At 60.7% G+C, this 1,514-nt stretch carries 2 protein-coding genes; both read left to right on the top strand.

What is annotated here, in order from left to right; all coding sequences use genetic code 11:
* On the top strand, positions 1 to 352 hold a 352-nt coding region (locus EN914_RS35195), incomplete at its 5' end, for a tripartite tricarboxylate transporter TctB family protein (protein WP_127389678.1).
* Between the two features lie 26 nt (positions 353 to 378).
* Positions 379 to 1,514, top strand: a 1,136-nt coding sequence (locus EN914_RS35190) for a tripartite tricarboxylate transporter permease (protein ID WP_127389677.1), incomplete at its 3' end; no start/stop codon positions are given.

The following is a 1,514-nucleotide window of genomic DNA, read 5'->3' as shown; positions in this document are numbered from 1 at the left end:
GCTGATGGTCGTTCTGGGGCTTGCCATCATCGTTAACGCATTGCGTTCAAAAAGCGGGGCAGGCGAGGCGCTGACGATCCCTTGGCGTGCGCTTGTCCTCGTCCTGGGCTCGATCATGGTCTTCGCCCTAACCCTCAAAGGGCTCGGCCTGTTCATCTCGCTGGCGCTCTGCATTCTGGCGACGACCATGGCCAGCAGCTACACGAAGTGGATCCCCTCCATCACGCTAGCCCTCGTGCTGTCTCTCGTCTGCGCCTTCCTTTTCGTCTATGCGCTCGGATTGCCCATCCCGATCATCGGGCAATGGCTATCTTTCGGTTACTGGTGGCCTTCGGCTTCCCCCAGCCCGTGAAAATCACCAGCTGAAGAACATTTTTCATGGACTTCTTTTCCAATCTTGAGCTTGGTTTCCAGACGGCACTGAACCCGTGGAACCTGCTGTACTGCTTCGTCGGCTGCCTGCTAGGCACAGCTGTCGGGGTCTTGCCGGGTCTCGGGCCGGTGGCAACAATTGCCATGCTTCTGCCGCTGACCTTCAGCCTGTCGCCCGACACGGCGATGATAATGCTGGCCGGCATCTACTACGGTGCGCAATACGGAAGCTCCACCACCGCCATCCTGATCAACCTGCCGGGCGAAGCCGGCTCGATCGTGACCGCGATTGACGGCTACGAGATGGCCAAGCAGGGCAGGGCGGGTCAGGCGTTGGCGGTGGCGGCACTGGGTTCGTTCTTCGCCGGAACGGTCGCAACGCTCATCCTGGCGCTGTTCGCTCCGGTGCTGGCCGGCTTTGCGCTGAAGTTCGGCCCGGCAGAGTATTTCTCCCTGATGGTGCTCGGCCTCGTTGCATCAGTTACGCTTGCGTCAGGTTCGCTGCTCAAGGCGTTCGCGATGATCGTGCTGGGCCTGCTGCTTGGCCTGGTCGGGACCGATGTCGAGAGCGGCACGCTGCGATACACGTTCGGCATACCGAGCTTGGCCGACGGGCTCGATTTCGTCGCGCTCAGCATGGGCGTATTCGGTATCAACGAGATCATCTTCAACATCGAGCATGAGCAGAAGCGCAACGTAATTGTTCGCAAGGTGAGCAAACTCATGTTGACGGCTGCGGAGCTCAAGAGCGTCATAGCCCCGGTCTTGCGAGGGACTGGCATCGGCACCGTGCTTGGGATCTTGCCCGGCGGTGGCGCAGTCCTGGCATCGTTCGCGGCCTATGCGGTCGAGAGCCGTGTCTCGAAAAACCGGTCGCAGTTCGGCAAGGGCGCTATTCAAGGGGTCGCGGCGCCAGAAAGCGCCAACAATGCCGGCGCGCAGACCTCATTCATCCCGATGCTGACGCTCGGCATCCCCTCCAACCCGGTAATGGCGATGATGATCGGCGCGTTGGTTATCCAGGGCATTACACCTGGCCCGAATGTCGCCACTGAGCAGCCGGCCCTGTTCTGGGGTCTGATCGCCTCGATGTGGGTCGGCAATCTGATGCTGGTCCTGCTTAACCTGCCTCTGATTGGCAT

It is taken from the genome of Mesorhizobium sp. M7A.F.Ca.CA.001.08.2.1 (genome assembly GCF_003998455.1).
Taxonomy (GTDB): domain Bacteria; phylum Pseudomonadota; class Alphaproteobacteria; order Rhizobiales; family Rhizobiaceae; genus Mesorhizobium; species Mesorhizobium ciceri.
The sequence above is the reverse complement of the archived record's forward strand: the minus strand, read 5'-3'. Positions and strand labels throughout refer to the sequence as shown.